Annotated in this window: 18 protein-coding genes and 1 pseudogene; 6 read left to right on the top strand and 13 right to left on the bottom strand. The window is 52.8% G+C overall.

Annotated features, from left to right (window positions below; translation table 11 throughout):
* Positions 1 to 330: 330 nt before the first annotated feature.
* On the top strand, positions 331 to 3,012 hold the full coding sequence (locus GT409_RS06160) for a LamG-like jellyroll fold domain-containing protein (RefSeq protein ID WP_160627971.1): 2,682 nt from the start codon (positions 331 to 333) through the stop codon (positions 3,010 to 3,012).
* Positions 3,013 to 3,443: 431 nt separating this feature from the next.
* On the opposite strand, the gene GT409_RS06155 is transcribed toward GT409_RS06160, so the two are convergent.
* The 6 genes from GT409_RS06155 to GT409_RS06130 all read right to left on the bottom strand — a co-directional run bounded on the left by GT409_RS06155 (position 3,444) and on the right by GT409_RS06130 (position 11,765).
* The gene (locus GT409_RS06155) at positions 3,444 to 4,208 is read right to left on the bottom strand and encodes a LamG-like jellyroll fold domain-containing protein (RefSeq protein ID WP_160627969.1); all 765 of its coding nucleotides are present in this window, start codon (positions 4,206 to 4,208) and stop codon (positions 3,444 to 3,446) included.
* A gap of 48 nt (positions 4,209 to 4,256) precedes the next feature.
* Positions 4,257 to 5,780, bottom strand: a complete 1,524-nt coding sequence (locus tag GT409_RS06150) for a sodium:solute symporter family transporter (RefSeq protein WP_269845002.1) — start codon at positions 5,778 to 5,780, stop codon at positions 4,257 to 4,259.
* A 205-nt stretch (positions 5,781 to 5,985) separates the two neighbouring features.
* The gene (locus tag GT409_RS06145; RefSeq protein ID WP_160627965.1) at positions 5,986 to 7,830 is read right to left on the bottom strand and encodes a LamG-like jellyroll fold domain-containing protein; all 1,845 of its coding nucleotides are present in this window, start codon (positions 7,828 to 7,830) and stop codon (positions 5,986 to 5,988) included.
* Between the two features lie 130 nt (positions 7,831 to 7,960).
* Positions 7,961 to 9,019 (bottom strand): LacI family DNA-binding transcriptional regulator, encoded by a 1,059-nt coding sequence (locus GT409_RS06140; RefSeq protein WP_160627963.1) that lies wholly within the window; start codon positions 9,017 to 9,019, stop codon positions 7,961 to 7,963.
* Positions 9,020 to 9,421: 402 nt separating this feature from the next.
* Positions 9,422 to 11,113, bottom strand: coding sequence for a YiiX/YebB-like N1pC/P60 family cysteine hydrolase (locus GT409_RS06135; RefSeq protein WP_160627961.1), 1,692 nt, complete (start codon positions 11,111 to 11,113; stop codon positions 9,422 to 9,424).
* Positions 11,100 to 11,765: a CDP-alcohol phosphatidyltransferase family protein gene (locus GT409_RS06130; protein WP_160627959.1), complete on the bottom strand. Its 666-nt coding sequence runs from the start codon at positions 11,763 to 11,765 to the stop codon at positions 11,100 to 11,102. Before GT409_RS06130 ends, GT409_RS06135 begins: the two co-directional genes overlap by 14 nt.
* A 203-nt stretch (positions 11,766 to 11,968) precedes the next feature.
* On the opposite strand from GT409_RS06130, the gene leuS reads away from it, so the two are divergent.
* Positions 11,969 to 14,491 carry a leucine--tRNA ligase gene (gene leuS / locus GT409_RS06125; RefSeq protein ID WP_160627957.1) on the top strand — a complete coding sequence of 841 codons (2,523 nt, stop codon included), beginning with the start codon at positions 11,969 to 11,971 and terminating at the stop codon, positions 14,489 to 14,491.
* 204 nt (positions 14,492 to 14,695) lie between these two features.
* Here leuS and GT409_RS06120 read toward each other — a convergent pair whose 3' ends face one another.
* Both GT409_RS06120 and GT409_RS06115 read right to left on the bottom strand, forming a co-directional pair.
* Positions 14,696 to 15,367 (bottom strand): spermidine synthase, encoded by a 672-nt coding sequence (locus GT409_RS06120; RefSeq protein ID WP_160627954.1) that lies wholly within the window; start codon positions 15,365 to 15,367, stop codon positions 14,696 to 14,698.
* Positions 15,364 to 16,617, bottom strand: a complete 1,254-nt coding sequence (locus GT409_RS06115; protein WP_160627952.1) for a DEAD/DEAH box helicase — start codon at positions 16,615 to 16,617, stop codon at positions 15,364 to 15,366. Before GT409_RS06115 ends, GT409_RS06120 begins: the two co-directional genes overlap by 4 nt.
* A 150-nt stretch (positions 16,618 to 16,767) precedes the next feature.
* On the opposite strand from GT409_RS06115, the gene GT409_RS06110 reads away from it, so the two are divergent.
* Complete coding sequence (locus GT409_RS06110; RefSeq protein ID WP_160627950.1) at positions 16,768 to 18,360, top strand: ABC-F family ATP-binding cassette domain-containing protein; 1,593 nt, start codon at positions 16,768 to 16,770, stop codon at positions 18,358 to 18,360.
* A gap of 61 nt (positions 18,361 to 18,421) precedes the next feature.
* Positions 18,422 to 18,967 (top strand): annotated as a pseudogene (locus GT409_RS06105) (transposase).
* A gap of 48 nt (positions 18,968 to 19,015) precedes the next feature.
* Here GT409_RS06105 and GT409_RS06100 read toward each other — a convergent pair.
* From GT409_RS06100 to GT409_RS06085, 4 genes are all read right to left on the bottom strand, one after another.
* Positions 19,016 to 19,279, bottom strand: a complete 264-nt coding sequence (locus GT409_RS06100) for a hypothetical protein (protein WP_160627948.1) — start codon at positions 19,277 to 19,279, stop codon at positions 19,016 to 19,018.
* 208 nt (positions 19,280 to 19,487) lie between these two features.
* Positions 19,488 to 20,588, bottom strand: coding sequence for an FtsZ/tubulin family protein (locus GT409_RS06095; RefSeq protein ID WP_160627946.1), 1,101 nt, complete (start codon positions 20,586 to 20,588; stop codon positions 19,488 to 19,490).
* Positions 20,589 to 20,915: a hypothetical protein gene (locus GT409_RS06090; RefSeq protein WP_160627944.1), complete on the bottom strand. Its 327-nt coding sequence runs from the start codon at positions 20,913 to 20,915 to the stop codon at positions 20,589 to 20,591.
* A 753-nt stretch (positions 20,916 to 21,668) separates the two neighbouring features.
* Complete coding sequence (locus tag GT409_RS06085) at positions 21,669 to 22,640, bottom strand: homoserine O-succinyltransferase (RefSeq protein ID WP_160627942.1); 972 nt, start codon at positions 22,638 to 22,640, stop codon at positions 21,669 to 21,671.
* A gap of 192 nt (positions 22,641 to 22,832) precedes the next feature.
* Here GT409_RS06085 and pyk point away from each other — a divergent pair, with 192 nt between their 5' ends.
* Together pyk and GT409_RS06075 are read left to right on the top strand one after the other, a co-directional pair.
* The gene (pyk, locus tag GT409_RS06080; RefSeq protein ID WP_160627939.1) at positions 22,833 to 24,266 is read left to right on the top strand and encodes a pyruvate kinase; all 1,434 of its coding nucleotides are present in this window, start codon (positions 22,833 to 22,835) and stop codon (positions 24,264 to 24,266) included.
* A gap of 184 nt (positions 24,267 to 24,450) precedes the next feature.
* Positions 24,451 to 24,915 (top strand): hypothetical protein, encoded by a 465-nt coding sequence (locus GT409_RS06075; protein ID WP_160627937.1) that lies wholly within the window; start codon positions 24,451 to 24,453, stop codon positions 24,913 to 24,915.
* Here GT409_RS06075 and GT409_RS06070 read toward each other — a convergent pair.
* Positions 24,877 to 26,097: an ISL3 family transposase gene (locus GT409_RS06070; protein ID WP_160627936.1), complete on the bottom strand. Its 1,221-nt coding sequence runs from the start codon at positions 26,095 to 26,097 to the stop codon at positions 24,877 to 24,879. The two genes, GT409_RS06075 and GT409_RS06070, sit on opposite strands and share 39 nt — an antisense overlap.
* Positions 26,098 to 26,133: the final 36 nt, after the last annotated feature.

Raw genomic sequence — 26,133 nt, 5'->3', positions numbered from 1 at the left:
GTCTACTCACTCCTCAACTCAGGCACACTGCAGCAGAAATCACCCACTGCACTCAGCCATCACGCCTATCTCGCAATAAAATCGAAGCGCAATTTTTCCGCTGTAAATAAAATACGAAACAAACAGACTGTCCGCAACATTTTTTACGCAACTTTTAATGCAACATTATGAGCCAAAAAAACACTTTTTACTGGTGTTTTTTTATAAAAACCTTCTTTTTTTGAAGTTATGTTGCACTAAACAGTCAGGTTTGATATTGCAATTTATTCCCAGATACAGCTACAGTTCGCTCCACAAATTTAGAACCAACCAACAAACAGGAGTCAGGACATGAAACACAAACAACGAAGCCTGCTTATTGCGGGAACACTGCTGGGCCTGCTTGCGCCAACCCACGCATCGGAATACAAAGAATTAATCACCGGCAACAACCCGATTTACTACCTCACCTTTGATTCCCAAGCTGACAGCAGTGCCGAATTCATTGACGTCAACTGCGTTATCCCGAAAGAAAACCTGCAAACCAACGGCAACCCCCCTAACAAATCCGCCTCATTCAACGGCCTTGGCGCACACATAGATCTGGGATCAGACCTGCACACCAAACTAAAAGGCTGCCACGCACTCAGCATGGAATTCTGGATTTACAACGCCGGATTGCAGCACCAGAAAGTTCTCTCCCTCTACTCCGAAGATACCGTACTGCTGGACTTTTACCTGAACTACCTTCAGCTTTACGCCGCAGTGCGCAGCCAAAAGAAAGAAGCATGGAGCTGCGCCACCGTTCCTTTCCACAAAGCCAATACCTGGCAGCACGTCGTCATCATTGCAGACTTCCAAAACAGATCCACCAGGATATACGTCGATGGCACTCTCCGGAAGGACCAGGAAATGACCAAATGGAAAAACCTCCAGTTTGACCCCGGACAGGCAACCTACCATGCCGCAATCGGAAAGATGGCAAAACCCACCGGAAAGAATCCATACCTTTTGGGAATGCTGGATGAAGTGGCAATCTACGATCACGCCATCGACACAAATCCAGAAAACATTCTGAAACGCTACCAAACCGGCAAACCGCTCAACAGCAAACCGCTTCCGCCCGCACCGCAGGAGCGAATTATTAAATACAACAACCCCGAACTTGAAACCGCAGCCGGTGTCGGCCTCGGAGCCTGGCCGCTCCCAATGGATTTTGATCTAGATGGAGACAACGATCTGCTGGTTGCAGTCTACGACAAACCCAACAACGGCCTCTACCTGCTTGAAAACAACGGGAAACCGGCCCTTACCCCTCCCGTCCGAATCGGAAACAATGCCAAGAACGTCAAAATCCACAATGAAAACGGACAAAGTATCGTGACTACTCCGGGATGTGTATACCCGGACTTCCGAAACAGCCTGTTCAAGAAACCGAAGAAAATAGACTACACCCCCGACTTTCCCTGGCAACACTTTCAGCAGTGGACCCTGATTGACCTGGACAACGACGGCACGGAAGACCTCCTGATTTCTGCCATGGTTGACGACATGCGACGAGAAGAAGGCTATCGCTCCAACGGAACCTGGGCCGGCGGAGAACAGCATGGGTATATTTACTTTATCAAGAACTTCGGAACCACCGAAAAACCGGAATACAGAAACATGGGGCAACTGCTTTCCGATGGAACCCCCATCGATGTTTACGGATGGCCCACCGCGTGTTACCAGGACTGGGACCATGACGGAGACTACGACATCATCTGCGGAGAGTTCCTCGATAAACTCCATTACTTCGAAAATATTTCCGAAGGCGATGAAATTAAATTCGCAGAATCGCGGCTCCTGAAATACGACGGAAAAGCCATCACCATCTTTGGTCAAATGGTATGGACCACCGCAATCGACTGGGACCAAGACGACGATATCGACCTGGTTGTCGGAGAAGAAGACGGCACAGTCAGCCTGCTGGAAAACACGGGAACATCCCTCCGCGGAACCCCATCTTTCCTCCCTCCGCAGCCTATCAGACAATACGCAGCCAATCTGAAAGCCGGCGTACTCGCCACCCCCAACAGCGTTGACTGGGATGCCGACGGAGACGACGATATCATTTGCGGAGACAGCAACGGCCGCATACTCTTTATTGAAAACCTGTCCGGAGGAGCAAATCCGAAATGGAATGTACCCCAGCCGCTCGCTGCCAACGACATTCCCATCCGGATCGAAGCTGGATACAACGGATCCATTCAGGGCCCCTGCGAAGCCAAATGGGGCTACACCGTCCCCCTCGTCACCGATTGGGATATGGACGGCCTACCGGATATCCTGCTGAATGACATCTGGGGAAGCGTTACCTGGTACAAGAACATCGGCACCAAAACCACCCCGAAACTTGCCGCGCCGAAAGCCGTGGAAGTTGAATGGCAGGGCGCTCCCCCGAAACCTGCGTGGAACTGGTGGTCTCCGAAAGGAAAAGAGTTTGTCACTCAATGGCGAAGCAGCCTTCAGATAGCAGACTTTTCCGGTGACGGTCTAACGGATCTTATCGCGCTGGATACCGAAGGGTACCTGTCCATGTACGAACGAAAGGTCATCGACAACAAGGTCTCGCTGCTGCCGCCAAAGAGAATTTTCTACATACAGGGTATTTCTAAATTTCACTGGAACGGCGATCCCAAACCCGATGAAACCACAGATATCAATGCAGTTGCTCCACTGCAGATCAACGCCAGAGATATCGGCGGAAGCGGAAGAAGAAAATTTGTCATTGTCGACTGGGATCTGGACGGGAAACTGGACCTGTTAACCAACAGTCGCACCATCAACTTCCTGAAAAATGTTTCCCAATCAAAAGATAAGGTGGTCTTTAAAGACATGGGATGCATTATTTCCAAACAGTACACGGGTCACACCACATGCCCAACGGTAGTCTATTGGCAAAACGACGGAGTTCCGGACCTGCTGTTCGGCGCAGAAGACGGACACTTCTATTTCGCCTCAAATCCATACAGGAATAACACCCAACGCTAGTTCGGCCATTACCGGAATATCCTCAAAAAGAATGGGTGGCAAAATTGCCACCCATTCTTTTTACCCCCCCCTCTCAACCACAACCGTGAAGAAGCAAGCGAAGCACACGTGCACAAACACCAGCCGGGCACAACACCCCAGGAGCGAGCAGCACCAGATAAAATGCCAAGCGCCGATCACTCCGGAAATCAAACACTGAGGAACATCGAGCGAATCGGTGTCAGCTCAAAGCTGACTGAAGACAATCAGATCAACGCAACCCCAAGCGCAACAGGAATGAACTTTCGAGGGGTTCCAACAGGCGCTCGCGTCTTTAAGATTAAGCATTCTGCCTGCGAATCAATCGCATCAGGCTCCCCCATCGTTTCGAGACGGGTTCTGCAGGATCAATGATGTCACTCCCTGCTCTTGTTTCGTACTCTCTAACGACATCAGTTTCCTGGAACTTCAAACGGAGAAGACGGAACAGCATACGATGATCCCTCGTATACAATATCGTCCGATATCCGCAATTCATCAATGTATGCGCTCGCGTAACTTTTTGCGACAGCAGAATAACATCCAATCGACAATCTGGACGGCTCTTCCCCCCACTCTTCTCCAAAAGTCAAAGTACGATCGGCAACAAGATTTTCTCCGTCCGCATATAATGACACCTCATCCGCACCAGCCGCCTTTGTTAAATCCCAGGTCATTGCGATATGGTGCCACGATCCAACCGAAAGAAACCTGGAAACATCCTGATAGCCACTAACCAGTGTTTTTGAGATCCCATTTACTGCCAAATAAAGGTAAAGCTGCTGCTGCGAACCATCCTGGCTGACAGACCGGCGCAGATAAATCCGGTTGGCACCGTTTTTAATAATTGAAAACAGATAGTTATCCGAGCCCGCATCAGCAGCTTGCGGATTAACCCAGAGTTCAATTGTCCCCTTCCCGAGATTAAAATTATCCCTGAGATGATATTGCAGTGCTGTGCCACCGGTAAGATCCAGACAGCCATCACCGAATTTTGGATCTATGGACGTAACCAGCGGCCACTGTATGGCTCCGGCCTGTACAGTCACATAATTACCAACCGAATAGTCAGCATCCGTAACGGAATCGAAATGCGATACCAGCAACGGCTCTGCCAACACTCCGGCTCCGCTTAACATGGCTGCCGCCCATATACTCTTCTGTACGCACATCATCATCGAACCTCCTTTTCTTGTTTTCTGGCACTCCCCGCACAAAATACTCTCTTAAACCAGCGGCTTCTTTTCCTGGTCCCAAACCGTCAAGTTGGTGAAATCCTTCACGTTGGACTTAAAAAAAACGCCGGCCAGCATGGCCGCGGAAAATGTCAGCAGATTCCCAACAAGAGCCGTATAATACAGATTGATGGATAACGAAAACCGATCCGGGACAATCCCCTTGTTATCCAGCAGTATATAGAGAGTCACAACCGCATTTACAGCCAAGGCCAGCCATACAGCCCTATGGTCTCCGCACCGCGTCAAAACACCCACCAGAAATATACCCAGCATCCCACCGGCACAGATACTGGAAATAATGGTTGCCAAATCATTCAGGGTATTCGCATCGGCCTTATAAAACCAATAGGCCCCTCCGACCATAAGCAGAGAAACGATTCCGGCAGAAGCAAACCCGACCTTCAGGTAATGTCTGTCGTCCCGGGATTTCACAAGATAGGGCTTATAGATATCCTCTACCCAAACCATACTTGCCGCATTAATACTGGAACTCAACGAAGACATCGCCGCCGCAAGCGCCCCCGCAACAATCAGCCCGGCCAGCCCGGCCGGCACATAGTTCATCACAAAATACGGAATGATCTCCTCCGCCTTCCGTACCCCGGAAAGCATCTCAGTAACAGCCGGGTCCGGATTGAAATAAAAAAACGCCCACAGCATAGTGCCGGCGAACATGAAACTTGCCCAGATCGGAACTGCAGCGAATGCCAGGAAATAAATGGCTTTTTTAGCTTCGGCCGGAGATTTCGCAGAACACCAGCGCTGAATACTGGTCTGGTCAAACTGCCCGCCCAAGAACTGAACAACCCCCAGAATCAGCAACATGACAAAGGTTTTATCCGTCAGCGAAAAACCGCTCTTCATCGACTCCAACTCACCAGTGACCGGATTCAGATCCCTCACAAACGACAGCTTTCCATGCTCAGCAGCCGCCTGAATCAGCGGCATGAGGCCGTCGGATTTATAAGCAATCAGTCCAATAATAATAATCGAACCGGTAATCAGGGTGATCGTCTGAATCACATCTGTCCAGATCACCGCATCAAAACCGCCGCTTACAGTATAAAACGCCGTGACTCCGCCGGCCGCCAACAGACAAATTATGAAATCAAGCCCCGTAACGGAATGGATCAGGATCGAGATCAGGTAAAGAATCGTGCTGACACGGATCACCTGCAGAAGAAAAAAAATCGCTGCAGCGTAGCACGACACAGACCGACCGAAACGCTGGGCAAGATAGCCGTATGCGGAACTGATCGTTCCCCGACGAAAAAAAGGAAGAAGCACAAACACCGCGAACATTGACACAAAGGGAAATGCCAGCAGAATAGTTAGACGAATCATGGATGTCTTAAATGCATCCGCCGGATGCGAAAGGAATGTGACGGAACTCATACAAGTTCCCACTAAACTCAACCCCAAAGCCCATCCTGGAAAAGAACGTCCTCCGAGAAAATACTCATCTGTGTCTGTATTTTTCCGGGAAAAATACGCCCCAATACCAAGCGTCACCGCAAAATAAAAAACCAAGACCGAAAGATCTACCCATCCAAGCTTCACGCCACATATCCCTTCATAAAATAAGTTTGCAGGAAGGCTTCGCCGGGAACGGAAAGAACCTCTCCGTCCCCGAGCAGCCAGTTGCTTCAGACAAAACAGCACGCGAGCTCAAATGCAAAGCTCGCGATGCCGTCCATCTTTTTTAAAAGTTCTTCGATCAATCTTTTGTTACACCAACCTGATAAAACTTAGAGGAGTTAGAGCTCACCAGATCAATAAACTCCGCAGCCTCCCAGCTTACATTCGTCTCGAACGAAAACGCTTCATTCACCAGATCCGGTGTTGAATAAACCCAATAGGTGCGACCCTCACGTCCGTCCCACTGAACCAGATTCGTCTGTGAGCCTGAAAAGAGAGAGAGCTCAAAAGTCTCCCACGGAGCCAGACCGGCAATGTATGCCTCCAGATTGGTGTGCCTCCCACTTGCTGCCAATGTATCAGGAACCGCATTTGTAGGACCTCCGTAATATGTGGTTTCCCACCAGTCTGCAATTCCATCGCCGTCCGTATCGAGATCTGCCCCGAAATCAAATTCATTTGCAGGAATCGTATACGATTCCCCGGTATACATCACAACGCCGGAAATTCTCAACTCATCAAAGAATGATCCCGGTTTGTCAGCAGCACTGGTTCCATACCGCCCGATATCAATTCTCATACCGTCCGGATACACCGAGTCGACCCACGCTTCAGCAGTAACGGTCGCATCATACGCAGCTCGGGATCCATCAATAAAAATCGCCAGTTCATTGGTTCCCCCGCCCTTGGTAAAATCCCAGGTAAAGGCGACATGATGCCACTCGCCCAACGCAAGAGACCCCGTGCTCATAAACTCCCAAGCAGTTGCCACATATTTAGAAACTCCCGCGGACTCATAATAGGCCCACAACCGCTGCTGAGTCCCGTTCAAATGCACTTCGCGCCGGAAATAGACCCGGTATCCGCTGGCTGGCGTCATGGAATATATATAATATTTCTGCGAAGCAACACCCTCCACCGGATTCATGAACAACTCAAATGTTCCAGCAGATGCATTGAAATTATTGGCAGCATCAAAATACAGCGCTGGAGTATCGTTCGTGTAATTCAAGGCACCGCCGCCCAAAACGGAAGGAGTCGAAACAATACCCGGAAGAACACTGTTCAGCTCCGCAAAAGCGGTCGAAACCCCGATAGCAACATCTGCGTCTGCTGTAGAATTCCAATGCGCAATAAGCAAAGGACTTCCAATCGGCGGAACGGGCATATCAAATTCCTGAGTCGGAACCGTTACGCTTTCCCCGGAATATACCACATCATCCGAAATCTTCATGCTGTCCAAGTAGGCACTCGCAGCAACAGCTGCCGTCCCGTAACATCCAATCCCAATCGTGGTCGGAGCTACTCCGCTCCCCCACTCTTCTTCAAGAACGGCTGCATTATATCCATCCCTGGATCCATCAATGTAAATCGCCAGCTCATTAGCTCCTCCGCCCTTGGTGAAATCCCAGGTCAATGCAATATGGTGCCACTCATCAAGCGCCAGCGGCCCGGTCTCTTTATCCAGCCACGTGGTTGAAACATAAGCAGCAGTTCCTGCTGACTGATAATATGCAAAAAGCCGTTGCTGAGTCCCGTTGCTGTGCATTTCTCTTCGGAAATAGATTCGATTGCTGGCATCAAAAATCACGGAATAGATATAATACCCCGTACCGGCAACAACATCTGCAGGATTGATAAAAACTTCAAAGGTTCCCTTGTCAGTTGAATAGTTTCCATCATATTCCAGCGACATCTGCGTCGAACTGTCGGTCAGGTCCAGCGCCCCGGCTCCGAATTTTGACAAGACAGTCAGGGCCGGCAAAGTCCCGGCCGTCAGAGCATCACGAACACCCACCGTATAATCGGGATCAGCTTCATCATTCCAGTTGGCAATAACCAACGGTGCCGCATTCACTACTGTACTACAGACAGCAAACCCCGCAACGATCATCCTCAGGCACACACCCTTTTTAATCTTCATCTTCATCTCCCTTCCTTTAACTAAACAAAAACACAACAGGAATCATGCATCCCGGGACTGCAACAAAACTGCTCTTACCGTTAACTTCCCATATATCATAATTACCCCTGTGTTTGATTAGCTGCCCGGGCTATATATATGAAAATTTCCTCTCGATGATTTCCGGAGTAATCTTTGACTGAAAACTAAGCTTGTCGCTGGGATTCTGAATTCTCCAGAGCAACTGCTCTACCGCCTGCCGCCCCTGGAGCTCCGGGTTCAAATCGATCGTCACAGGAATCGGATCCAAACCCAGCAGGTAAGCACCTTCATCACCGCAGGAGAGAACCTGAACATCTTTGCCCAGATGGAACCCATGCCTTCTCAAGACAGGATAGGCAGCTGCCGTAATCATATCATCCGGAATAAACAAACCGATACGGGCACCTTTCTTTTCAAGAAGATCTTCAACCAAAGGCTCCACCAGTTTCACCAGCCCGCTTAACCCAATATTTTCAATATAGGTTTCCTGAGCCGACTCCAGACCGATGACATTCTTCACTCCGCGCTGATTTGCCATACGCTCAAAAGCGTCACAACGATTCCTGTACACACCGTATGCCGGAAGCGGATTCAGATACGCCAGACAATCAAAATGCCCGGCCGTCAAATACTCTGCCGCCAGAAAGCCGACATCATCATTGCCCACCAGAACAACGTCACCGCCGGCCGCAAAAGAAGAAGACAGCCAGACAGAAGGAAAATTCGAAAGAGTCTCCAGAGTCTTCAGATCCGGGTGAGCCCCGGTAAGAAGCAATCCATCCACCTTTCCGTCACGAATCGCAGGGGGAAACGGATCGCCCTTCTTAATCTGAACAAAAACCATATTCAACCCGTTTTCGGACAGCGCCTGGCTGACTCCGCTGATTAACCGGGCAAAATAGGTTCCATGCATATGGTTACTTGCCTCCAGCTGAACAAAAGCAACCGAACGACTGCGTCGAGCGCCATTTGACGGTTTTCGCACTCCCTGCCGGTTATGCAATGGCTTGGGAACATACCCCACCTCCCGAACAACCCTGTCGACCTTTTTTATGGTCTTGAGAGAAATCCCGGGAACTCCGTTCAGAACCCTGGAAACGGTTGATTTCGATACGCCTGCCATATCTGCTATTGCGTCCAATGTCATTTTTCCCCTCGTAGCGGCCATAATAGTAAGCTCCTCTTTAAATTTTTCAACATTTGTTTCATTGCAAACAATGCAACTTTTTCAAAAAATCTACCCAAAAACAAGCGTTTTTATTAGATAATAAACAAATTATACAACAAGAATGTTTCCATTTTTTGTTGCACCAAAAACACTGATTTTTATTGCAAACATCCTGAAAATAACACCGCCGTCATCAGATGACGGCACATCGTGCCCCAGCAATTGTTAATTGCAGACAGAGGAAAACCTAGAATGAAAACAGGTCACAGCAAAGCCTATCGGGAACAGGCTGGCTTGCCCCCCCTCCGAACAGCACAAAATCTAGAGAGCAATTGCTTTAAGACCAAGTATCGGCCAAGCTCTCTATCAATCAGCAGGTGCAGAGGTTCTCAAAGCTTGAAGCTATTTCTGGAGCACATCCCATTTGGGGCGGGCCCAGCTTTCGGCGAAGCTTTGCTGCGTCCCTTCGATAATGCGGTTCTCTTTTTCGCTGGCGTCGAGAAAGAGAACGAAAGAGAAGGCTTCGCGCAGGTGATCCGCGATCTGCCGGACCATTTCGTTGGGTGGCAGCAGCAGACGACCGTTAATGATTTCCGGCGTCAGCGGAAGCGGCCCGGCGGACTGATAGGCTTTATACACCAGCTCGGAGCAAACGAGTTCGTTATCGGTCGTGAAGTCGAAATTGAGGTCATACGGCTTCTGGTAGTTTGAAAAGGCGGCGAGCAACGCGTTGAATTTTTCGTGCTGCGACAGGTCGGGACGAACGACGCCGAGGTAATCGCACCGGGCGCTTTTTTCCAGGGATTGGAAAATCACGCCCGGCCGGATTGATTCAATAACGGTCAGCGGAAAGCCATTCTCGTCTTTACTGCTCAGAGCGGCGTATACCTCGGGATAAAGCTGTTTGATTTTTTCCGAAGCCTGGAAACCGAGCTGACCAAATGCCGCATCGATTTCTTCGAGCGTACCGACAAACAGTGCCGTGTGCGGCCAGAAGCCGGGAATGCCGATGTTGGTCATGTGCCAGTTGCGGCGCTCGACAAGGATGTCGCCGGGCAGCAGGCGATCGCGGTACTGCGCAAGGATTTCGGGCGTGATGAAATACTCACGCCTGGCGGTGCGGATATAACTCATCTGCACCGCGACGTTCTTCTGAACCGGAAGCCATGCTTTGAAGGCGTTGCGTTCGAGCACATCGAGCGGGTTGTCGATAAACAGATCCGGTTTCTTCCCGAGGCGTTTGAAGAGCCGGGACCGGCGCATTTCGAAGTCACTGATCAGTTCCGGCGAAACCGTGAGGTCTTTTTTGATCAGCTCGTAGTACGCAGTGCCGGCGTTGAGGCGCAGGATCACCTCCGGGTGTGTGAGCCGCTGTTTCATCACAAAAAAGCTGTCGGACGGAATGCCGTCGCCCGGCTCGTTGAGCAGGGTCTGCATAAATTCATTGTCGCCGACCAGTTCGCAGAATCTGAGGCAGGCATCGTACTGACAGATGTAGGCTCCATAGGCGATGAAGAAAGCATCCGCGTGCAGCGCGGGCCGGACTTTGTAGTCGACCTGCATAAAACCGCGGTATTTTTCTTTAATCATGTCGGCTTCGAGAAACGCCATTACGCCGTCGCGCCACAGGCTGCGGATTGCGAGACGTTCGGCATCGCTCAGCGTTTCCACATCACGACGGAGCAGTCCGTTCTGTTCAAACTCCGAAGTCAGGTCATCGGCGGTTTCGCGCAGCATGCAGTACGTGGAAAGATCGTCGGCAATTTCGCGCTGCAGTTCTCCGGAGCTCATCGCAACCAGCGGACTGGTTTCCACGGGAACCAGCACCCATGCGACATAAAACCCCGTCAGCAGCAGAAGGCCGACGACCAGATGCGGCACCCACGGCCTTCCTTTTCGCTTCAGAATAACTTTGCCGGTGCGAACCAGCCGCTGGTTGGCACGGTATGAACGGACCAGCGGAATCCAGCTGATCAGCCACAGCAGGAGTGCGATCAGGCGATGGTGCGGATAAAGAACTTTCAGACCGAGGACCGCGCCGGCCAGAACAACGAACAGCAAACTGACCAGAAGAAGGCGTTTATTCTTCAGCATTGCGCTTGGCCTCCATATCAATCCTCCAAAGCTGTTTCTGGGTTTGATAGACCACCACGAACAGGCCGAAGGTCGCGCCGGCGAGCGTAATCGGCAGCAGCAGCGTCATATCAAACCGTTCATGAAACAGGATAATTACGGTGTTCACCAGAATGAACACGATGCGCATCTCGGTCGGGCCGATGCCGAGATAGCTGATGCGGAAGTTGCCGGTCGCCGCAAAGGAAAGGAACGAGTTAACCATGAATGCGCCGAACAGCATGAGGATGTAGAACAGGAAGTATTTATTGTGATCTTCAACCATCAATCCGTAGCCGATCAGGATGGAACAGAGAAAAATGTAGTCGAGAAAGTGGTCCATGTAATAACCCCACTTGACCAGACCGGTGTTGCGCTGACGGCCGATGGCGCCGTCGAGAAGATCCGTGATGTATTGCGCAAAAATGAAGAAGGAAACCAGCCAAAGGAAATGGATCTGATAACGCGCCAGAAAGCTGAACAGGATGATGCCCATACACCAAAGCAGAGTGGATAACGTCAGATGGTAGGTTTCCACTTTTGCCGGAACCTTCGGCAGCAGCCATTGCTTGAGGTTTTCTTCGCCATCGGCCAGCAGCCAGCGCCCCACCTTTTTATCCCCTTTAAACGTCATAGAATCCTCCTAACAACTCTCTCATTAAGAATCAGCCGGCCAAATCTTTCCAGAACTTTTCCATGGTTTGGAAAACAAAACCGCGTCAGCTCCTCCTGCCGCCCCCACAGAAACGGATCGAGCGAATACCAAAGCGGACGTGTTGCGGCTTGCGGTTTTTTCCGAAATCCGTAGTCTGTTGCGGTTTATGACGAGGAGCGACGATGAACGAGAAATACCCTTTTTCAGAAATTGAATCGAAATGGCAGAAGCTGTGGACCGACACCGGCACCTTTAAAACCGATCTGTCAGATACCGCGAACAAGTATTACTGCCTGATGATGTTCCCCTATCCGTCCGGCAAGCTGCACGTCGGCCACGGCCGCAACTACATCATCGGCGATGCCGTGGTGCGCTACAAAAAGATGCGCGGCTTCAACGTGCTCTCCCCGATGGGCTGGGACGCCTTCGGCCTGCCGGCCGAAAACGCCGCGATCAAAACCGGCACCCCGCCGCGCGAAAGCACGATGAACAACATCGCCGTGATGAAAGAACAGCTCGCCGCCTGGGGCTGCTGCTACGACTGGGACAAAGAGGTCGCCTCCTGCGAGCCGAACTACTACAAATGGACCCAGTGGCTCTTCATCCAGATGTTCAACCGCGGACTGGCTTATAAGAAAAAAAGCAACGTCAACTGGTGCCCGGACTGCGCCACCGTGCTGGCCAACGAACAGGTCGTCGACGGCGCCTGCGACCGTTGCGATTCAACGGTTGAACAGAAAGCCCTCGAACAGTGGTTCTTCAAAATCACCGACTACGCCCACCGCCTGCTCGACGATCTCGACAAGCTCGAAGGCTGGCCGGAGCGCGTGAAAACCATGCAGCGCAACTGGATCGGTCGCTCCGAAGGAACCGAAATCGACTTCGCCCTCGTTCCGCGCGAAGACGGAGCAAAAGATTCGTCTGACGTAGTATCCTGCTTCACCACCCGCGTCGACACCATTTACGGCTGCACCTACATGTCCGTCGCGCCGGAATACCCGCAGCTCAAAGAAATGGTCGCCGGCCTCCCGCAGGAGCAGGATGTCCTGAATTTCATTAAAGAGAGCGCAAAGTTAACGAATATAGACCGCGAATCAGACACGCTCGAAAAGAAAGGTGTCTTCACCGGCCGAACTGTGGTCAACCCCTACACCGGCGACAAAGTGCCGCTGTGGGTCGGCGACTACGTACTGATGTACGGAACCGGCGCGGTCATGGCGGTCCCCGCACACGACACCCGCGACTGGGCGTTTGCGAAAAAATACGACCTGCCGATCAAGCTTTCGATCCAGAACCCGGAAGGCACGCTCAAGCTCGACGAAATGGACGATGCCTACACCGAAGACGGCACCTGCTTTGATTCCGGCGAGTTCACCGGCATGCCCAACCGCGAAGCGATTGCAGCGATGGTCAAAAAAGCCGAGGCCGAAGGCTTCGGTAAAGGCACCATCAACTACCGCCTGCGCGACTGGCTGATTTCCCGCCAGCGCTACTGGGGCGCGCCGATCCCGATCGTCTACTGCGATCGCTGCGGAATGGTTCCGGTCGAAGACGAAGACCTTCCCGTCCGCCTGCCGGAAAACGTCGAATTCAAACCGACCGGCGAATCGCCGCTGGCTGCCAGCGAAGAGTTCATGAACTGCAGCTGCCCGAAATGCGGCGAGCCCGCGCGGCGCGAGTCCGACACCATGGATACCTTCGTGGATTCGAGCTGGTACTTCCTGCGCTACCTCAACGCACAGGACGACACCAAAGCAATCGACTCACACGCCGCCAACAACTGGCTGCCGGTCGACCAGTATATCGGCGGCATTGAGCACGCCATTCTGCACCTGCTCTACGCCCGCTTCTTCACCAAAGTCGTTTACGACCTCGACCTGATCGACTTCGACGAGCCGTTCGCCAAGCTCTTCACGCAGGGTATGATCTGCAAAAAGGGCCCGGACGGAAACCTCTACAAGATGTCCAAATCCAAAGGCAACGTCGTCAGCCCCAACGAGCTGATTGAAAACTACGGCGCCGACACCGTCCGCCTCTACACCCTCTTTATCGGCCCGCCCGAAAAAGAGGCCGAGTGGAACGACTCCGCCGTTGAAGGATCCTACCGTTTTCTCAAACGCATCTGGACCCGCGTCTGGCAGAACCACGGCCTGCTCGAAGAGGTTAAGGACTCGACGCCGGACATGGATACAATGGACAAGCCGGAACGCGACTTGTTCCGCAAAGTGCACGAATCGGTCAAAAAGATTACGCACGACCTCGACGGCGCCTTCCACTTCCATACCGCGATTTCGACCATCATGGAGCTGATGAACGCGGTCGACGAACTGAAGGTTTCCGAGAACAGCTCCGACCAGGCCAAAGCGGTCTTCCGCGACGCCATCGAAAAAGTCGTTCTGCTCATCTCGCCCTTCGCGCCGCACATTGCCGAAGAGCTGTGGACCGAACTCGGCCATAACGGCGGCGTGCTCAACGCCGACTGGCCGGAAGTGATCGAAGCCGCGCTGCACCGTGACGAAATCCAGATGGCCCTGCAGGTCAACGGCAAAGTCCGCGGACAGATCTTCGTGCCGTCCAGCGCCTCCAAAGACGATATCGAAAAACTGGCGATGGAAGACGAAGCGGTCAAAAAATGGACCGAAGGCAAAACCATCCGCAAAGTGATTGTGGTTCCAGGACGACTGGTGAACATTGCAGTGAGTTAATCGCCACAAAAAACACAAAAATAGACGGCGGCTTATAGGCCGCCCATTCAGAATCTGTTTTGTGTTTTTTGTGGCAAAAACTCTTCGATTGACCCGCTCGACCGACAAACGGTTAGTGCTTAACCTCAACAAAAACAAGCATCTGCAGGGCGGGGTTCGAGACCCCCGCCTTTTCTTTTCCAAGGGTTGGAAGCCTCGTCCGCGTTATGGCTTTGCAGCCAGCCAGATGTGGTGCCAGCGGCCGCGGGCGCCGCGTGATCGCGCGGGGACTTCTTCGACATTGAAGCCGGCGGCGCGAAGTCGCTTAGTGAATTTTTTGTCCGGGAACGCGGACCAGATGGCGAGGACGCCGCCGGGCCGAAGCGCAGCTTTGGCTTCGGCGAGGCCGGCCGGCGTATACAGGCGGTCGTTTTCTTCATGCGTGAGCCCTTCGGGGCCGTTGTCGACGTCGAGCAGGATGGCGTCGTAGACATTTTTCTGCTCCTGGATGATGGCGGCCACGTCGCCCTGGCGGACCGTTGCACGAGGATCCTCCAGCGGGCGCCCCGCGAGGTCGGCCAGATAGGTGCGGTTCCATTGGATGACGGCGGGAACGAGTTCGGCGACGACGACGCGGGCCTGCGGCCCGAGATGGCTGAGGGCCGCGCCGAGGGTGTAGCCCATGCCGAGTCCACCGATGAGGACCTTCGGTTTTTTCCGAGCGGCGAGCGGCTTGCAGGTGAGCTCGGCGAGCGCATCTTCGGAGCCGTGCAGGCGGCTGTTCATGAGCTCTTCGTTTTTGACGTTGATGGTAAATTCATGCGTGCGCTGCAGCAGCTTCATTTCGCCGCCGTCGCCCGGCACGGTCGCCTGATCGATGACTACCCACGGGTTCATGATTCCCCGCGTTCTGCGGCTTTGGCGGCCGCCGCGCGGGCTTTATCTTTTTTGCTGGGGCGTCTGCCTTTTTTCGGCGGCGGTCCCTTTTTCTTTTTCGGGGCTTCGCCTTCGAGTTCAAAGCCGGGAACCTGTTCGCGGTCAACGCGGACTTTGGTCCGTTTTTCGATGAGCGCAAAATGCGCCATGTCGTTGAAGTCGATGAAGCTGACGGCGACGCCGGCGGCCCCGGCGCGGCCGGTGCGGCCGATGCGGTGGATGTAGTCGACGGGTGAGCGCGGCAGGTCGTAATTGACGACGGTGGAGAGGTTCTGGATGTCGATTCCGCGCGCCGCAATATCGGTGGCGATCAAGACGTGGATGCTGCGGTTTTTAAACTGATTGAGAACAAAGGTGCGCTCATCCTGGCTGAGGTCGCCGTGGAAGGCGTCGGCCTCAATCCCGTTACGTTTGAGTTTTACGGCGAGGTTGCGTGCCGCGCGTTTGCTGCTCACAAATACGAGAACATGCTTCCACGCCTCTTCGCGGACCAGATGCTGCAGAAGCGGCCGACGGTTGAGGCGGTTCACTTCGATGGCGCGCTGCGTGATGTTGGTTACGGTCGGCACATCGCCGGACGCGTTCACCACCACGGGATTCTGCATGATCTGCTCGGTGAGGCTGACGACCTTTTGGGGATAAGTTGCCGAAAACAGCAGGGTCTGGCGCACGATCGGCAGAACCTCCAGAATCTGCCCGAGCTCTTCGGCAAAGCCGAGCGCCAGCAGGCGGTCGGCTTCGTCGATGACGAAATAGCGAAGCGCCTCGAAAAAGATTTTTTCCGAACGAACGAGTTCGAGCAGCCGGCCGGGCGTGGCGACGACGACATCGACACCCTGCTCCAGCCTGCGCAGCTGGTCGAGAATATCTTCGCCGCCGATGACGGTGGCAACGCCGATGCTGCGCGGAAGGTGCCGTTCAAATTCTTCGAAGGTGTCCGCGACCTGCTGAGCGAGCTCGCGGGTTGGCACCAGCACCAGTACGAGCGGCGAACCGGGTTCCGGGTCGGTTTCAACGAAGTTAAGTCGCTGTAGAATGGGCAGCGCGAAGGCGGCAGTTTTGCCGGTTCCGGTCTGCGCCCGGGCAATCAGGTCGTCGCCTTCGAGGATCAGCGGGATGGCCTGCTCCTGAACGGGAGTGGGCGTTTTGTAGTGAACGGCATCCACCACGCGAAGAATCGGCTCGAGGAGCCCCAGTTTGGAAAACGGCATATGTGTCCTTTGTTTATCCGGACATCAAGAGACCATACGGCATGTGAAATCAAGCTCTGTGAGAAAAATTCAGGGCGGTTAACGTTCGGATCCCGGGGCGCATCCTGTTATACACGGCGCTCATTTCACAGAAAAACACAGGACCGCCCCATGATCTCAACATCCAAAATCACCATGCGCTTCAGCAAAACCGCTCTTTTCGAGGACGTTTCTGTGAAGTTTGTTCCGGGCAACCGCTACGGGCTGATCGGAGCCAACGGCTGCGGAAAATCCACCTTTATGAAAATTCTGACCGGACAGCTCGACCCCAGCGAGGGCGAGGTCGTTATCGGCGAAGGCTGCACGCTGGGCTATCTCCGCCAGGACCACTCCGCGTTTGACGAGTACACCATTCTCGACACGGTCTGCATGGGAAATCCCGTGCTGTGGAAACTGCACTGCGAACGGGAAATGCTCTATTCAAAAGAGGAGCTTACCGACGAAGAGAACGAGCGCTGCGGGCACATTGAAGACGAGTTCGGCGAAGCCGGCGGATACACGATGGAATCGGAAGCCGCCGCGCTGCTGGTCGGGCTGGGCTTTACCGAGGATCTGTTCGGGCAGAGCATGACGGTTCTGCAGGGGGGCTTTAAGCTGCGGATTCTGCTGGCGCAGGTTCTGTTCGGGAAACCGGATCTCCTGCTGCTCGACGAACCGACCAACCATCTGGACATGGAGTCCATTGAGTGGCTCGTCGACCTGCTCAAACGCTACACCGGAATGGTGATCACTATTTCGCATGACCGCTTTTTCCTCAATCAGGTCTGCACGCACATTGCCGACCTGGACTATCACGAAATCCGACTGTTCCCGGGCAACTACGACGACTCCACCATCGCCAGCCTTGAAGCGCGCGAACAGCAGGAAAAAGCCAACAAGAAAATCGAAAAGCAGGCCAACGAACTTAAGGCGTTCATTTCGCGTTTCAGCTCCAACGCCTCCAAAGCCAAACAGGCCACCTCGCGCAAAAAGACACTCGATAAACTCGAAATCAAAAAATTCAAAGCCAGCAGCCGGGTCTCGCCCTTCATCCGCTTCAATCCGAAAACGCGACTAGGCGACAAAGTAATCGAAGCCACGTCGATCTCCAAGTCGTACGACGAAACCATCTTCAAAGATTTCTCCATCACCATCGGTCCGGAGGAACGCGTCGCCATCATCGGCAAAAACGGCATCGGAAAAACCACGCTGCTCAACACCCTGTGCGGACAGCTGAAGAGTGATTCCGGAGAGATCATTTTTGGCGAAACCGTTCAGTTCAGCCTGTTTCCGCAGGACGCTTCCTCCATGCTGGATCCGAAGAAACCGGCACTGGAATGGCTCAACCGTTTCTCCGACGCCGACACCCCCGAGGTGGATCTGCGCTCCTTTATGGGAAAAATGCTTTTTAAAGGTCAGGACGTGCTGAAAGAAATCAAGGTACTCAGCGGAGGCGAAAAGGCCCGATTGATCCTTTCCAAAATGATGATGGAAGGCGGCAACGTGCTGGCGCTGGACGAACCCACCAACCATCTGGACCTCGAATCAATCGAAGCGCTCAACTACAGCCTGTCGCTCTTCCCCAACACCCTGATCTTCGTCTCGCACGACCATCGCTTTATCGCAACACTTGCCACGCGCATCCTCGAAATCACCGAAGACGGCATCATCGACTACCCCGGCACCCTCGACGACTACGAAGCCGAAAAGAAGAAAAACGCCTAGAGCATGTTAACACTATGCGCCTGCAGATACAACAAGACTTGCATTATCTTTCTTAACGAAAGTGACACAAGCTCAATACAAGAAGATCGCTCGCGTGCTGCCAGTGCAACGAGGCAATGTAACCCTATCAAATATTGATGTTTTGAATGCCATTCTCTATGTGGCAGAGCATGGATGCAAATGGCGCGGCCTACCTGTTCATTTCGGAACCTGGCACACCATTTATACACGGATGACCCGGTGGGCATTCTCTGCCTCCGGGTCAGGCAGGCGATGCTCTCGCCGGGCGAGAGCTGATTGCAAACTGGGCTGAAAACCAGCCGGCAGAAATCTGTACCGTGCTCATGGATAGAGCTTGCGAAGACAATGAGACCCGACAGCTCGTATTCGGTCCTGGAATGAATCCAGTTGTTCCCCCTACCCCCAACCGAGTTAACCCATGGGAATATGATCGCGAGATGTACAAGCCTAGATACGCGGGTGAACGCCTCTTTCGCCGACTTAAGGGGTTCCGCAGGATCTTCTCTGCCGCTTCGAGAAACTCGATGTAATGTTTACCGTATTTATTTACTTCGCACTACCCGTGAACATGCTCCCGTTGTGTTAACACGCCCTAGTGCATGGAAACCGTAAAGATGCGGAGTCTTCTTTACATCTATCTGTTGGCGAGGGGCAGTCGCTCCTGATGATGAGGTTCGGTGGCTCGCGCCCGGGCGACTTCGCGACGCTTCTGTTTGTGTTCGTTAACCTGTGACCGGGCCTGTATCTCGTTGTAGGTATCCAGCAATTCCTGATTTTTATATCCGGGGCAGGTGCGGTGTTTCCACATTTCCCGAGGCATGTCGTAGATGCCGCAATGATCAAAGAGATTCAGTCCGCAGTCATGGCATTTTCGAACCGGTTTATGATCTGTATTCATCCAAACCCTCCTTTCTCTGCTCCACCAGAATAATACCGAATAAACCGCTTTCTGAACAGGGCTTTTTCTTTCGCGAATCCGACGAAGGGGCCCTCGATTTCTGATATTTCCAGGGTTTGGAAAAAACGACGCCGAACATTCCAAACCTTGGAACAGTCCAGGCTCCGGCACGTGCCCTTCCCGGGCACGCGCGCGGTTTCGTATAGGGCTAGCGGAGTTTCTGCAGGCGGCCGAGCACTTCGAGAACACTTCTGCCGCTGTCGTCTTCCTCTTCGATCTTACGGACCTCCTCTTCGACGTTGAGGCGGCGCTCTTCGAGCGTGACGAACTGGTTGATGGTTTTCTTCAGTTTTTTCTGCGTAATCCGTTCCACCTGCTGGCAGAAGTCATCGACCAGCTCTTTCGGTTTGCGCGAATAAAGCAGTGAGAGCGTCAGTACGGGCTTTTCGAGCTCCGGGTTGAGCACAACCCCGTATGAAGGCGTCACGTGGTCCTCGGCGAAATAATCGAGGATGTCGTAGAAGCTGGTTGCTTCGTCACGGCTGGGGACTTCGAGAAGGAACATGGCTTCGATCGGCTGCTCCGGCGGCAGCAGCAGCTGACTGACGTTTTCCTTAAGCAGGTCACCGAAGGGTTTGTCTGCCGAGTATTCGAACTGGCAGAAATGATTGAAGTACGGCTTGGAAAGGTACACCCGGAAATCCTCGTGGTCGACGTGTCCGTCGATCAGCTCCATCTGGTCCCCCTTGTGCGGGATCGAAAGGAAATTGTTGAGGCTTCCGGCAATCATGGTGTTGTAGTCGTGCTCGGCGATGCGGCCCTCAAACTTCAGCTTGTTGGAGAACAGCATAATGTTTCCGGTATTACCGGAGTCAATGGCACGGGAAACCGGCCCCATCAGAAAGTCGACGGTGTTCTGCACGAATTCAGAGCTTTCCCGCTCCACATATGGAAGCAGAAATCCGAACACGGTTTTATCGTTCAGGGAAATCTCATCCTGCTCCGCCACGCTGTCGAGCAGCCGGGAGGAAATACCATTCCCGGTTCCGCCGCCGCTGGAGGTGAAAACCATATCGCCTTTAATCAGCTCGCAAAGTTTGTTGCAGATCGACGCATGAGCGGCGCGTCCGACGTTCGGATCTTTACCCGCTCCGTTAAACTGCCCGCGCGTTGAATGTGCAACTGCCAGAATTTTGCTGCCGGCCTCAACCTTATCGAGCTCCGACTGCGAGACATTCACAATCGTCGCCTGTTCCGCATCCATCAACGAGGCCAGCTTACTGCCTGCTCCACCGATACCAATACTCATTTACACACCCTCCATGAATCGGGATTTTTTTGTTTTAAAACCGGCACTCTTCACCAGCTCTTCCAAAGCCCGGGCGCCGGACTCCGCCAAATAAATATTTTTCCGGTTGCGCTCCTCTTTCACATCGATAAAGCACAGCATGAACAACGATTCCACATAGGCCATTACGCTTTGTTTGGTCCGTGTAATCCCGAGATCTTTCAGGTCGTCAAACGCATTGGTGATGTTGTATTTCAATCCCCTCACCTCTGCTTCAGCAGCCCAGTAGAGAATCAGGTAATGACACTCCTTCAGCCGTCGATACTGCTCTGTAAACAAACTATCCATGACCTGTCTCAAGAACTCCTTTTCATGTGCGGTTCAACCCGCGCTTCGTATCCGAAAGTCAAACAACGTACCGACCATTCAGAAAATATCAAGAGACATAGGAGTTAAATTAAATGTAGTTCACTACAGTGCACTTCAATAGACTATACTTATAAAATGACGAAAATATTGCATAAACAACTATTAATAAACAACTTAGGGTCATAATTTTCGCGAGAAAAGACCGGAAAATCAGGGAAATCCACCGCTATAGTTTAGTGTAGTTCAGTTTACTTTAGTTTCAAAAATGGCCGATTTCAGGCTAGGGAGAACTCATCACTCACTTCTGCCCTCCATGTTTTGAAAATCGAAAAAAACGGAAAACAGAACAGAAACGCCCGAAAATAAAGGGCCCAAAATCGGCAAAAATCCCGCCCTTATGGTCGAAATCCGATTATTTTTCAGCAGAGGCGCTCTTCGTCGAAAAAGACCGTTGATTATCAACGACTTATACATCCGAAAAGGCTGGGAAATTTCTGTAATCCGGCAACTGCTTCTCCGGCCGGTCGAACCGTCCAAAGAAACGCCCTTCTCTCAATAGCGTTACGGCTTGTTCCTGCTTCCATAAGACAGCCAGTTGACGGACTTCGCTCGGTGTGACTTCCACCGTTTCTTGGAGGCACGCAAGCACGTTCGTTCCGGCGACGATCGAGCAATTCCAGCCGTTGGAAACCCAGCGCTGTTTTTCCAAGGTCTGGAAAAATCCGCTGTCAGCTATTTTGCGGCAGCGAGATTGCTGATCTGATTAATGTCGTACGGCGTGGCGTCGTAGATGGTGCGAATCCAGTTGGTATAAATAAATCCGGCGTAGCGCCAGAGATTGACCGGTGTTCGCGACGGATCATTGCCAGGAAAATAGTGCTTTGGAAGCGGCTGATCCGGATTGTCTTTCGCATCCCGATGATATTCGCGACCCAGCGTATCAGCGTCGTATTCCGGATGATTCAGAATGTACACCCGGCGCGGGAACGGCGCCGGCCCGTCCGACGGCTCAACGATCATGTTGGGCCCCACTTCCGGCGCGGTCGCGAGCACCTCCAGCGCTTCGCAGGCATCAATAGCTTCCGGGACGGGCGATTTCCAGCGAGACACCGGCACGGCAAACTGGTCCGGCAAACCGAAGCCGATGCCGGTGGAATCTTTCCCCAGACTATGATCGAACAGTCCGAAAATCTTGGTTTCCTGCCGAATGCTGTCGATATCATGGAAGTATTTCAGCGCGGCCTTGGCTCCCCAGCAGAGAAAGAGTGAAGAAAGCACGTTGGTTTTCGACCATTCCATGATCTCTTTCACCTCCGGCCAGATGATTTCGTCCTCCACCCGCGGCTGCAGGGCATTAACTCCGGTAATGATCATTCCATCAAACCGGCGGTCTTTCAGCGATCCCCAGCTCTGGTAGAAATTAGTAATATGCTCCGTACTGGTGTTTTTGCTCCGCCGTCCGTTCTGAATGGCTTCCATATAGGAATCGGTGGCAGCAAATGTGAGGCGGATCTGCAGCGGGGTATGACCCAGCCACTGCGCCAGTTGACGTTCTGTCGCCTGCTTATCCGCCATCAGGTTGATGATCAGAATTTCCAGCGGCCGGATGTCCTGATGACTGGCACGTGTCATCTCAATCGCGCTGGACGACCCGAGAGACGGCAGAAACGGATGAATGGCATCACTGGTTACAATTACAGGCATGGCGTGAGATCCTTACTTTTTCGTTCCATTGAACAGAGCGCTGATTATTGCACGATTTACGCAAAGCACAAGCGCATCGCACCATCACAATTCCTCTTTGAACGGACCGCCGGGGATATTTACGGGATAAAAAGCTACCCCCAACTCCAGAATCTGCTAAAACCCTCCGCGACTTTTACCGGAGAAATTTTTATGTACAGCAAACAGACCAAAATTATCTGCACCCTCTCTCCCGACCGATGCACGCCGGAGCTCCTGAAGGAGCTCTACGACGAAGGCATGAATGTTGTGCGGCTCAACACCGCGCACCTGACCACAGAGGAGGCGGACCTGATGGTGAAGGAAATACGCGCGGTGTCTGACCGAATCGGCATCCTGATCGACACCAAGGGCCCCGAAGTGCGCACCTGCAATATCGCGGAGCCGATTGCTGTAAAAACCGGAGACCGCGTATTCGTCACAGCGCAGTCGTCCGAACTGCCGAACAGTTTTCAGGTGAACTACGAACACTTTATCCCGGAAATAAAGGCCGGAAGCCAGGTTCTCATCGATGATGGCGATCTCGAGCTGACCGTAGACAGCAGCGATGAGACCCAACTGATCTGCACAGCCCGCAATGATGGCGTTATTAAGGACAAAAAAGGCCTGAATGTTCCGGGCTCGGAACTGCGTATGCCATCTCTTACTGAGAAAGACGGTAAGTTCATCGAATGGGCCATTAAACGGGAAATCGATTTTATCGCCCACTCTTTTGTCCGCAATCGCGACGATGTGATGGCGATTCAGAGCATTCTGGATATGCGCAAAAGCACCATCAAAATTATCGCAAAAATCGAAAACAGTGAAGGGGTCTCCAACCTCGACTCCATCCTCGATGTTGCCTATGCCGTCATGGTTGCCCGCGGCGATCTCGGCATTGAAATCCCGGTGGAAGAAGTTCCGGTGATCCAGAAACAGATCATTAAAACCTGCCTGCGCCGCCTGAAGCCGGTGATCACCGCGACCCAGATGCTGCATTCCATGATCGAAAATCCCCGCCCGACCCGTGCGGAAGTAAGTGACGTGGCCAATGCCATTCTCGACGGAACCGACACACTGATGCTCAGTGGCGAAACCGCCTGCGGAAAATTCCCTCTCGAGGCCGTGCGTACGATGTCCAGCATCGCCCACTCGGTCGAAAAACAGAAACAGCCGGAGCGCGCGGCATTCTCTGCCCTGAATGAAAATCATCTTCCAATGCCTGGAAGTCACCTGGCAGAAGCGGCTGTACGCTGCGCTCGCCAGCTGCCGATTCAGGCCATTATTACGAGCACCCGTTCCGGCGGAACCGCGGCCATGTGCGCTTCGTACCGCGGCAAAAAGCCGATCTTTGCTCTGTCTGAAGATATGCACACGGTTCGGGAACTCTCGCTCTGCTACGGCGTTTATGCCTCACGTATCGACATCCCCGACACAACAGATGAGCTGGTTAAAACCTGCCTGGACAAACTGCTGTCGGAGAAAAAAATCGATCCGAACCACCTGATTGCCTTCCTCGGCGGCGGACACATTTATTCACATCACACCAATTTCCTGCAGATTGAGACGCCGGCGACGCTGCTTAAAAAAGATCGCCCCCATTCATAATCCATTGATCAACAACGCTCTGCCACTGGGCCCTGAGCGAAAATCCACCCATTGCTTTATAAGGTGATCCTTTTAGTCGCCTGAAATCCGACCAAACCACTCTTGATTAAATAAAAGCAGGTTTGTAATCTCCCTCCTGTCGAGGGGGAGATCATTCATTCACCAAGCAGCGGGGGAGGATTTTATGCAGACGATTTGCCAGAGGCGATTCACGCACTCCCTGAGAACAACCCGAAAAATCGGACTGATAACAACCCTTGTTCTGGCGTACGCTTCTTCCTGTGCATTCTCCGCCGAAACAGGCCAATGGAAATTTATCAGCGGCATTGACTACAGCACAGGCGACTACGGCGATGTTTCCGATACTGCAATGCTCTATGTTCCGTTCGGTATCGGTTATGCGTATCATAACTGGAGCGGTAAAATCATCACCGGCTGGCTGGCAATCGATGGTCCCGGAAACCTGGTCGATGACGGCGTTATCCTGCCGGGCACCGGAACAGACCGGTCCGAGTCCGGCATTGCGGACACCTGGGCGGCGGCAACCTACGAACTGGATACCATTCCGCCTGAATTCGGATTTTTAGACCTTACCGGAAAAATTAAAGGTTCATGCCCCATTTCCGGGGAAGGCTTGCCTGATTTTTAAGAAGAAGAACTCATCATCACGGTAGCCATAGGCCATTCGCTTGAGCACTTTGATCTTGTTGTTGATACCTTCGAGCAGGCTGGTGTGCAACGGCCAGCGGGCATGGGAGATGATTCCCTTGATGTATCCGGCAAGACGATTCGCGAACTTTATGAGAGGCTCGATGGAGCTTTGAACCGCCCGTTCGTACCACTGATCCCCGAACGATTGCGCCTGCCGGGTATCGCGAAAGCTCCAAAGCTCTTTCAGATCGGCCTTCATCACGTATACGGTGGCCAGATTCCGATTGGCTTCCAGTAATTCATCCAGACGTACCTGATCACTTGGCTTGGTAATGTTGTCTCGATTGCGCAACAGTAACCAGCGCGATCCTTTTACGACCCTGCGCGCGCGCTTGTCATCGCGTAGGCGGTTGGCTTCATCCACCCGTACCCGGTCGATAACCTCGCGTCCATACTTCGCGACAACATGGAACAGGTCATAGACGATATCTGCGTCCGGGCAGTGCTCCCAAACTTCCTGCTCATACGAGCTGTTCATGTCCATGGCGACGGCCTTGATCTGTTTGCAGCCGTCTTCGCCAAGCAACTTGAAGAATGGATGGATTGCTGCACGAGTACGGCCCCGACCGATCCAGAGCACCCTCTTGCAGGTCGGATCGACGATGACCGTGGCATAGCGATGTCCTTTCTGGATCGCAAACTCATCCATGGCCAACAGCTCGACTCCCGCGAGATTGATCGGCCCCAGTTCACGCTGCAGATAGCGCTTTTCAATATTTTTAACCGTCTTGCGGTTAATCCCATACTCAGCGGCAACATGCTTGTGTGTTGCGACTTTGCATAACCGAGCCACGGACTCTTCAAAGCGCCGGGTAAAGCGCGAATAAGGGTCCAGCCAAGTGAGCGCTTCCAGCTTGGGGCCACATGCGGGGCAAAGCATTCGCCGTCGTGTAATCATCAGCCATGTTGTCTTCCCGAAGACCGGAAGTTCACGTATCCACCGGATGGTTGAGTCATGGACCGTGTGAGATAGCGACCCGCAACCACTGCAACGGCCAGAGCCATTTTCTGCTGTCAACTCGATCCACACTTCGGACGGATCCCCTGGGGCCGGCCCCACTGTGCCGACACGGAACCCTTCCCATTCACCGAGAATTTTGAGTATCTTTTGAGCGGTCATAACGGAATCTCCTTTTGGTAGTTGTTTCTCGCAAAA

Source organism: Tichowtungia aerotolerans (assembly GCF_009905215.1).
Classification (GTDB): domain Bacteria; phylum Verrucomicrobiota; class Kiritimatiellia; order Kiritimatiellales; family Tichowtungiaceae; genus Tichowtungia; species Tichowtungia aerotolerans.
Note: the sequence above shows the minus strand (reverse complement) of the source record. Positions and strands in the feature narration are given on the sequence as shown.